Genomic DNA, 9,438 nt, shown 5'->3' on the forward strand with positions numbered 1-9,438 from the left:
TGTTAAGATAAAATTGTTAGCATGAAGCTAGCTTTATTTAAATTACCATGAGGGTTTAGGGGATTCCTATGCCCTTTTTTATTTATAAAAAAGAAAGGAATATGATGGAAAAAGCAAAAAAAGAAAAACTCGATAGTCTAGTAAAAGATCTCCTCAAGGAGAAGTTTGTCCTAGCCTTTTCTGGCGGAGTCGACTCATCTCTAATCTTAAAGCTTGCAAGCATCTATAGAAAAGAGAAAAACGATGTCGTGGCCATAATGTATAATACAAATACCACACCAGATGGAGACTTGGAAAATTCTCAAAACTTGGCAGATGAGATGGATGTCGACCTAAGAGTTGTGGATATCGACGTGTTCGACAACGAATATATTAAACACAACACCATAGACAGATGCTATCATTGCAAGAGCTTTCTCTTTGAAGAAGCCTTCAAGCTAAAAGATGAGCTTGGCTACAAATACGTGGTAGATGGATCAAATCTCGATGACTACAAGGTCTTTAGACCAGGGGTGAGAGCCCTTAACGATAAGGGAGTTGTAAGTCCCTTGAAGGAAGCAGGCTTTACTAAGGATATGGTAAGGGCCTATGCCAAAGAGTTAAACGTATCAGTATACAAGAGGCCTTCTGCCCCATGTCTTGCGACTAGATTTCCATACAATGAACTCATTGATAAAGATAAATTCGAAGCAATTAACAAGGCAGAAATCTATCTAAAAGATTTGGGTCTTGAAAATGTCCGTGTCAGAGTATACGGAGATAATACTAGAATCGAAGTCGATAGGAAGGATTTTGATAAAGTCTTCAATAATGTAGATGAAATCGTCGCAAAACTTAAAGGTTTTGGCTTTAAATATGTAAATCTTGACCTAGAAGGCTACAGGTCTGGGTCAATGGATGAGGTAATAGAAAAGGAAGATAAGCTTAAGCTTAATCCATGGATAGATAATGAATGATAAATAATTTTTAGAAAATATTAAAAACGGCAAGATGACAATTGATGAGGGCCTAGCCTATCTTAAGGACTTTAACTTTAAGGATATAGATATAGCAAAGCTCGACTTTCAAAGAAAAAATAGGAGGGGCTTTCCTGAAACAATCTTCTGCCAGGGCAAGGAGGACTTTGCCTTGGTGGAAATCTTCAAGGCCTTTGCCGAAAGAAGTGACTCAGTAATAGGTACTAGGGCGACTAATGACCAGTACGAGCTTGTAAAAAGGGAAATCCCTCAAGCAAAATATGACCCTACAGGAAGGATTATATCCCTAGAATATGAAAATCTTCCTCAAATTGGAAATATTGCCATTTGTACTGGAGGAACTGCAGATCTTTTCGTAGCAGAAGAGGCCGCCCTTACGGCAGAATTTTTTGGAGCGAACGTTAGCCGCTTCTACGATGTTGGGGTCTCAGGACTACACAGGATGTTAAATAAAATCGATGAGATTAAGAAGGCTAATGTAATAATCGCCATAGCCGGCATGGAGGGAGCCCTTGCAACTGTCCTTGCAGGCCTTGTCGATAAGCCAATCATAGCAGTACCAACTTCTGTGGGCTACGGGGCAAGCTTTAATGGTATATCTGCCCTCCTTACCATGCTTTCGACCTGTGCTGAAGGAATTTCTGTAGTAAATATTGACAATGGCTACGGAGCAGCCTACGCTGCCTGCCAAATAAATAAACTAATAGAGGAGAAATAAATGGACTTATATTTTGAAATGTATTCTGGAATAGCAGGAGATATGACAATTGGAGCCCTCCTAGACCTTGGGGCTAGTAAGGAAAAGCTAGTAGAAGCTATAGATTCACTTGGGATTGATGGCTATAAACTCGTCTTTGATAGGGCCCTAAAGAGCGGCATCGACGCCTATAATTTCGATGTAATCTTAGAAAATGAGAATCATGGCAAAGGTCACGACCATAGCCATGAAGATCACGACCATAATCATGACCATAGTCACGAACACAATCATGAACACAGCCACGACCACCGCTCTCACAGCCATGTTCACAGAAATATCTCTGATATAGAAAAGATAATCAATGGATCAGATGTCCTTTCAGAAAAAGTAAAGAAAGACGCCCTAGGAATTTTTGATATCATAGCTGAAGCTGAGTCCAAAGCCCACGGGATAGATAAAAGCGAGGTCCACTTCCACGAAGTAGGAGCTATCGACTCCATCATAGATATAGTTGGAGTAACAGTTCTTCTAGAAGACTTAGGTGTAGAGAATATTTACTTCTCCAAACTCTTTGAAGGATGCGGCATGCAAAAATGTGCCCATGGCTATATGCCAATCCCAGTTCCTGCAGTAGCAAATATCTTAAGAGATTCAAATATAAGCCTCAATATCATAGACGATTATGGCGAACACGTAACTCCAACTGGAGCTGCTATAGTTAAATACTTCTCGACAGGAGAGGCAATCAAGGAATTTGCAATCAAGAAAATCGGACTCGGTGCAGGCAACAAGGATTTTGAAAAATCTACCAACATCCTAAGAGTAATGGAGATAGAAAATCCTAAAAAAAAAGCCTAATCCTAGCTGAGACAAACATAGACGATACAACAGGGGAAGTTTTGGGCTTTGTGATGGATAAGCTTATGGAAGTTGCTAGGGACTGTTTCTACACTCCGATTTTCATGAAGAAAAACCGTCCAGCCTACAAACTTTCCGTCCTTTGTGATAAGGAAAAAATCGAAGAAGTCGAAGATATAATATTTTCTAACACGACCTCAATCGGTCTTAGAAAAATAGAAGTCGAAAGATCAATCCTTGATAGAGAGATGATTACAATAGATCATGACGGTCTAAAGCTTTTCTTTAAGAAAGTCTATCACAAGGATTCTTCCTACATATATCCAGAATATCAGTCAGTAAAAGACTTGGCGGAGAAAGAAAATATATCGATCAAAGAAGCCTTTGATAGGATAAGATCAATTTATGGAGAAAAATATGAAAATTAAATTAAGAAATATTGGCCTTTTGATAGTTTTCCTCCTAGTCCTTGCCTCTTGTGGAGGAAATAAGGCAGAGGAAAATAAAACTGAAGTGAAGACAGAAAGTGAAGAAATAACAGAAGATAATAGTGAGGCCAAACTTATAATTGAAGATGTCTTAGGGCGAAAGGTGGAGCTTAATAAACCAATGGATAAGGTAATAATCCAGGGATCAGGATCAGGCGGACCTTTTATGACTATGATGTACCTAGATAAGGAGAATTTCTATAAGAAAATCGCCGCCATGGATGATGGTATAAAACTTCACAGAAATGACCTCTATCAAAGGCTAGTAGACAGAATCCCAGAACTTGATGATGTCAAAAGAGTAAGTAACTTCGCAGATAACGACTTTTCCCTAGAAGAGCTTCTATCTATTGACGCTGACGGCATCATCGCTCCCGTTTCCTACAAGGCTCAACTAGATACAATCGAAGAAAAGATAGGCTTGCCAATAATCTATGTAGACTACCACAACCAAGACTTCGACGATCACCTAAAGTCTACAGAAATTATAGCCAAGGCCACAGGACTTGATAAAAACCTCGATAAGCTAAACGGATTCTATAAGGAAAAAATCGACTCAATGAAAGAAAGACTTAAAGATGTAAATGATAAACCAAGAGTCTATCTAGAGCATGGCTATGAAGGAGAACACGCTTACGGTAACTCTTACGGCAACGAAATGATGTGGGGTAAAATCATAAACGATGCTGGCGGATACAATCTTACAGGAGATGTCCTTGGAGAAAAGGAGGCGACTCCTGTTTCTGAAGAGTTCGTCTTATCTCAAGACCCTGATATGATTTTCATCACCGGAGCAGAATGGATAGAAAAGCCTGAGTCAATGAAGATGGGTTTTGGAATTAGTCCAGAAGATGTAAGTAAAAAACTTGATAAATACATAACTAGAAATGGATGGAAAGATTTGACAGCAATGAAGGAAAAAAATGTCTATGTCATAGGGCAAAACTTAGCAAGAGATATGTGTGACTTCTACGCCTACGAGACTCTCGCCAAGACCTTCCACCCAGAGCTTTTCGAAGATGTGGACCCAGAGGCTGATATGAAAGAATTTTACGAAAACTTCATGCCTATAGAATATCAAGGAACTTGGTTTAGCAAATATGAGTAAGAATAAAAAGATTCTTATCCTGTGCCTAATAAGCCTTCTTGTGTGTATGATAGATTTATTCATTGGAGTAGGAGAGCTTGTTCCAAAGGACCTCCTAAGTCTAAATGACCTTCAAAGAACTATTCTTTTTAAGATCAGAATGCCAGAGATGCTAACAGCCCTAGTGCTCGGCATGATCTTAGGCCTTGCTGGGGCCTGCATGCAGACTATCCTTGACAACCCCCTAGCAAGTCCCTTTACCCTAGGGGTCTCCTCAGCTGCAGGCTTTGGGGCCTCCCTCTTTCTCCTATTAGGTATATCGATTAATTTTATAGCCTTCGGGGCCATAGGCTTTGCCCTTATAGCAATAATTTTCGTCTATATCATCTCAAGGAGAAACTTCGCCCACACAAATTCCATGATCCTTGCTGGAATTGCTGTCAAATTCTTCTTTGACTCGCTTACAAGTCTTATGCAATACATATCCACAGACGAAACCCTAGCATCAATTGTATTTTGGCTCTTCGGTTCTGTTTCAAACACGAACCCTAAGCAAATAATGATTCTTTTCTTCGCCTTTGTCCTCGCCTTTGTCCTAATTATCAAAGACAGTCACAAGCTTACTAGCTTAAGGTTTGGAGAAGATAGGGCGAAAAGTCTGGGAGTGGATGTCAAAAGGCTAAAGATTAAGACCTTTATGATAGTTTCTATTCTTTCCTCAATTGGGGTAAGCTTTGCAGGAGTAATAGGCTTTATAGGCGTTATTGCCCCACATTTAGCGAGGAAAATCCTAGGAGAGGACCAAAGATATTATCTTATAGGATCAAGCCTTATAGGGGCGATTCTTTTGGTATTTTCATCAGGCCTATCCAAAATCGTAAAACCTGGAGCCATCCTTCCTATAGGAATCATAGCAAGTCTCGTTGGACTTCCTTTGATATTTATATTCTTTTTTGGAGGCAAAAATGATTGAAGCTAAAAACCTATCCATCTCCTACGACAAGAAAGTAATAGATAATATTTCCTTTAAGATAGAAGAAGGTAAGGTAAATATCCTCATGGGAAGAAACGGATCAGGCAAATCGACTATCCTAAATGCCATAAGCGGAATCAAAAGTTACAAGGGTGAGATAAAAACAGACGGAAAAGTTTCCTATCTTAATCAAAATATTAATTCCAAGGCAAAATTTACAGTCTTCGAAACTATCTTGCTTGGCAAGGTAGCTGATCTTTCTTTAAGGATAAGTAAAGAAGATAAAAAAGACGCCGAAAAAATCCTAGACTTACTAAATATCAGAAAGTACAAGGATAAGTATATAAATAGATTGTCAGGAGGAGAGGTCCAGAAGGTCTTCATTGGCCAGGCCCTTGTGGCAAATCCCAAAATCCTCCTTCTGGACGAACCAGTAAGTGCCCTAGACCTTAAAAACCAATACGAGATTATGAGAATCATAAAAGATTTGACAGAAAAGTTAAATCTTACTACTCTAATTAGCCTCCACCAAATAGGCCTGATAGAAAAATTCGCAGACAATATAATCCTAATAGATAATCAAAAAATCTACAGACAAGGCCCATCCAAAAAGGTCATGGACGAGGAGATGTTTAGAGATATATTCGACATGGAGACAGATATCAGGGATTTTGATGGAAATAGGCATATATATTTTAAGTAAAAAATCGGGAATACAACCCGATTTTGTTTTGCCTGTTTTTAATTTTATAAAAGTATCACAGAAAAAATATGGGCTGCAAAGCCTGCACATAAGCCGCCTATAGTGTGGGATAGGATTGCGGAGCTTGTCATCTCCTTTGTACCTAGAGCATCCATCATGGCTATATGGGTTGATAGATATCCTGACCAGCACATACACATGGCGGTAAAGACAGCTATATCATTTCCCGTAAGGCTTACTCCTTGTGCAAATTCCTTCACCAAACCTATAGCAGCTCCTGCAGAACCTAGGGCTGTTATTGGCACTGCTATGAAGGAGTCACTTGAAAACCCAAAGATCGGGCTTAGGATAAGGGATAGTTTTTCTCCAAGCCAAGGAAGAAAGGCTACTCCCTGGCCTATTTCTCCCGTATAGCCAGAAGCTGGCATAGGATTTGTTAGAAGCATTACCATTGTACAAATCGTGATTACCCCAGGGATAATAGCAACTCCCATATCGACTCCACGCTTACCTCCATAAAGGATTGCTTCAATAGCACGAGATCCAAAAGATCCTTCCCTTACTATTCTAGATCCTTCTGGTATACTTTCGACATTTTCTACTTCTACCATCTCTTCTGTACCGTAGTGCTTTTTCGTAAAACTTAGCATTATCCTAACCGATACGACAGATCCCACAAAGGCTCCTAGATTTCCAATAAGAGCAGCCTTGACAGCTCCTTCTACAGGAAGGGAGAACATAGTTGTTGTTACAATAAGACCCATACCAAAGGAAGTTCCGAGATTGCATAGGGCTGGCATTTGAAATTTCCTAAAGTATTTTTTGAAATTATCTTCATCGGCCAGGGTAAGGATTGCTGGATTGTCTGATAAATAGCAATTTAGTATGCCCAAAGAAGAGGCTCCCGGCAGATTATAGATAGGTTTCATAATCTTAGATAAGAGGACATCCACCAAGGCAATAAAACCAAATTCAGAAAAAAGACTGGATAGGGCCCCTGCTATTACAGAAATACCCATTATGTAAAAACAAGTATCCATCAGTAGCCTATAGGCCGTATTCATTATGGTCGATAGCATATTGCTTGGCCCCATAATATGGCCAATCCAAGAAAAGATTCCAAAAAACACTATTATAAAGATGAAATTTTCTAAACTTATATTTTTCTTATAGCTTCTATTCATTACCACTCCCAATATATACAAGATCCTATCGATCTTTAATTTTCTTATTAAATCATATAATTTAAAGAGCTTTTAGTCAATCATTATAGAAAAATTTTTATTCATTTTAATATGTGAGTTAAGTATATAAATTATAGCTAAGACAGCCATAAATCTCATAGCTTATAAGCTAGTTAAAAGAATATAGCTAATAAAGTCTTATATTTAATCACAGAAAAAGCCCCAAGCAAAGCCTGGAGCCAAAATTCTATTCTAAAGAATCCTCGTCTGATTCTTTCTTATCTTCACTTACATTCTCTTTGTCATCTTCTATAGATTCATTATTTTCTAGATTTTTAATATCTGTATTTTCACTTATATCACTAGAGTCTGTCTCTACTGCCTTCTTGTTTAGGATTTCCATAAATTGGTCGCCTGTTATGGTCTCCTCTTTTAGTAAGAAGTCTGATATTTCATGAAGTTTATCTATATTATCCTTAAGGATTTCTATAGCTCTCATATGAGCCCCAGCGATGATTTTGGCAACTTTTTCGTCAATCTTGTTACCTGTTCCATCAGATACTATCATAGACCTTTGGCCACCTAGGTATCTTCCTTGGATTTGTTCAAGTTGCATGAAGTCAAACTCATCATCCATACCATAGATTGTAACCATGTTTCTAGCCATAGCGGTAGCTCTTTCTATATCATTTGAAGCTCCCGTTGTCTTGGTATTAAAGATTAGCTCTTCGGCAGATCTACCACCTGCAAAGGTCACTATCTCATCAAATAGCTCTTGCTTGGTCATGATATATTTCTCGTCCTTATCAACAGTCATAGTATAACCTAGGGCTCCACCAGTTCTTGGCACTATGGTAATCTTGGTTACTGGTGTCTTCTGGGTTTGGATGGCTGCTACTAGGGCGTGTCCTACTTCGTGGTAGGCTATGATTTTCTTTTGGTCATCGCTTATTACAGCGTTTTTCTTTTGTTGACCTGCTATTACTGTTTCGATTGATTCCTCGAGGTCTTCTTGGGTAAGCTTGTTACGGCCTTCCCTTACTGCACGAAGGGCTCCCTCATTTATGATATTTGCAAGGTCCGCTCCGCTTGTACCTGCAGTTCTTTTGGCAATTTCTTCGTAGTCGATATCGTCTTCTCTTTTGATGTTTTTGGCGTGAACTTTAAGGATATCTTCACGGCCCTTAAGGTCAGGTAGTTCTACTTGAACTTGCCTATCGAAACGACCTGGTCTGGTAAGGGCTGGGTCTAGGATCTCTGGTCTGTTGGTTGCTGCAAGAAGGACAACTCCTTCAGTCGCATCAAATCCATCCATCTCGTTTAGGAGTTGGTTTAGGGTTTGTTCACGTTCATCATTTCCAGAATATCCGCTTACGTCACGCTTTTTACCAATAGCATCGATCTCATCAATAAATACTATACAAGGTGCTTTTTCCTTGGCTTGTTTGAAGAGGTCACGGACTTTACTTGCACCCATACCTACGAACATTTCCACAAATTCTGAACCTGAAATTGAGAAAAATGGCACGTTAGCTTCACCTGCTACGGCCTGGGCCATTAGGGTCTTACCTGTTCCTGGAGGTCCTACTAAGAGCACTCCCTTTGGAACCTTAGCTCCTATTTCCTTGTATTTTCCAGGATTATGGAGGAAGTCTACTATCTCACTAAGTGAGTCTTTGGCCTCTTCTTGACCTGCAACGTCCTTGAAGGTCTTTCCAGTCTTATTTTCTACATAGATTTTGGCATTGGACTTACCGAAGTTCATGAAGTCTCCGCCGCCACGACCTCCCATGGTCTTTGTAAGGGATCTTGAGGCAAAATAGAATATTACCCAGATGAAAACTAGGGGCAATATACTTGTCAAGAATAGGGAAAGATAAGGGTTCATTCTCGTTTCAATCTCTTGAGAGAATATTAACTTATCATTTCTTTCTTTTGCCTTAAGAAGTCTATCTGTAAGGTCTGTATCTTGCCATAGACCTGTTTCGTAGGCCTTCTCATCTCCATCTACCTTGGCCTTGAAGGTGTATTTTTGATCATCCTTGGATACTTCCGTAACTTGATCGTTTTCTATCATTTCAACAAATTGGCTGTAGGATACTTCCTTTACATCTGTCTCCTGAGCTATGGGGTTTAGCGCAAATCGTATCACTACAAATAATACTATAGCAACCAACCAATAATATAATAGAGGTTTTTTGCTTGGATTTTTCTTAGCCATCTAATCTACTCCTATATATATATTTATCGAGCAGTATTTCTAGAGCTTCTAATTCATCAACTATGGTTTGTAAGTTTACATCTATTCCATCTTCTGGAATATCTTCCTTTATCTTTTGGAAGTAGTCATCTACCATCTTTGCTGCTTTTTCTCCATCTTTTGTAAGCATCACATTAACTACTCTCTCGTCTTCTTCACTTCTTACTCTATTTACAAAGCCTTGCTTTTCCAGTCTCTTGCAAATATT

10 protein-coding genes are annotated in these 9,438 nt (G+C 39.1%); 7 read left to right on the forward strand and 3 right to left on the reverse strand.

Features of this window, described 5'->3' with window-relative positions; all coding sequences use genetic code 11:
* The first annotated feature begins 104 nt into the window (after nucleotides 1-104).
* From larE to MRZ08_RS02105, 7 genes are read left to right on the forward strand one after another with little or no spacing between them, the layout of a single operon-like run.
* Nucleotides 105-956, forward strand: coding sequence for an ATP-dependent sacrificial sulfur transferase LarE (gene larE / locus MRZ08_RS02075; RefSeq protein ID WP_297378742.1), 852 nt, complete (start codon nucleotides 105-107; stop codon nucleotides 954-956).
* A gap of 34 nt (nucleotides 957-990) precedes the next feature.
* Nucleotides 991-1,695 carry a nickel pincer cofactor biosynthesis protein LarB gene (larB, locus tag MRZ08_RS02080; RefSeq protein WP_297378744.1) on the forward strand — a complete coding sequence of 235 codons (705 nt, stop codon included), beginning with the start codon at nucleotides 991-993 and terminating at the stop codon, nucleotides 1,693-1,695.
* A complete protein-coding gene (locus MRZ08_RS02085) occupies nucleotides 1,696-2,535 on the forward strand; it encodes a LarC family nickel insertion protein (RefSeq protein WP_297378746.1) in 840 nt (279 codons plus the stop codon). It abuts the gene before it with no gap.
* Between the two features lie 50 nt (nucleotides 2,536-2,585).
* Complete coding sequence (larC, locus tag MRZ08_RS02090; protein ID WP_297378756.1) at nucleotides 2,586-2,963, forward strand: nickel insertion protein; 378 nt, start codon at nucleotides 2,586-2,588, stop codon at nucleotides 2,961-2,963.
* Nucleotides 2,953-4,131, forward strand: coding sequence for an ABC transporter substrate-binding protein (locus MRZ08_RS02095; RefSeq protein ID WP_297378748.1), 1,179 nt, complete (start codon nucleotides 2,953-2,955; stop codon nucleotides 4,129-4,131). The genes larC and MRZ08_RS02095 overlap by 11 nt, the downstream gene beginning before the upstream one ends.
* On the forward strand, nucleotides 4,124-5,083 hold the full coding sequence (locus MRZ08_RS02100) for an iron ABC transporter permease (RefSeq protein WP_297378750.1): 960 nt from the start codon (nucleotides 4,124-4,126) through the stop codon (nucleotides 5,081-5,083). Before MRZ08_RS02095 ends, MRZ08_RS02100 begins: the two co-directional genes overlap by 8 nt.
* Nucleotides 5,076-5,786 carry an ABC transporter ATP-binding protein gene (locus tag MRZ08_RS02105; protein ID WP_297378751.1) on the forward strand — a complete coding sequence of 237 codons (711 nt, stop codon included), beginning with the start codon at nucleotides 5,076-5,078 and terminating at the stop codon, nucleotides 5,784-5,786. Before MRZ08_RS02100 ends, MRZ08_RS02105 begins: the two co-directional genes overlap by 8 nt.
* Nucleotides 5,787-5,830: 44 nt before the next feature.
* On the opposite strand, the gene MRZ08_RS02110 is transcribed toward MRZ08_RS02105, so the two are convergent.
* The 3 genes from MRZ08_RS02110 to MRZ08_RS02120 all read right to left on the reverse strand — a co-directional run.
* Nucleotides 5,831-6,970, reverse strand: coding sequence for a hypothetical protein (locus MRZ08_RS02110; RefSeq protein WP_297378753.1), 1,140 nt, complete (start codon nucleotides 6,968-6,970; stop codon nucleotides 5,831-5,833).
* 247 nt (nucleotides 6,971-7,217) lie between these two features.
* Nucleotides 7,218-9,191 carry an ATP-dependent zinc metalloprotease FtsH gene (gene ftsH, locus MRZ08_RS02115; RefSeq protein WP_297378755.1) on the reverse strand — a complete coding sequence of 658 codons (1,974 nt, stop codon included), beginning with the start codon at nucleotides 9,189-9,191 and terminating at the stop codon, nucleotides 7,218-7,220.
* Nucleotides 9,184-9,438: MarR family transcriptional regulator (locus MRZ08_RS02120; RefSeq protein WP_366111011.1), on the reverse strand; the 255-nt coding region annotated here is incomplete at its 5' end. The genes MRZ08_RS02120 and ftsH, both read right to left, overlap by 8 nt.

Source organism: Anaerococcus sp., from assembly GCF_022770135.1.
GTDB lineage: Bacteria > Bacillota > Clostridia > Tissierellales > Peptoniphilaceae > Anaerococcus.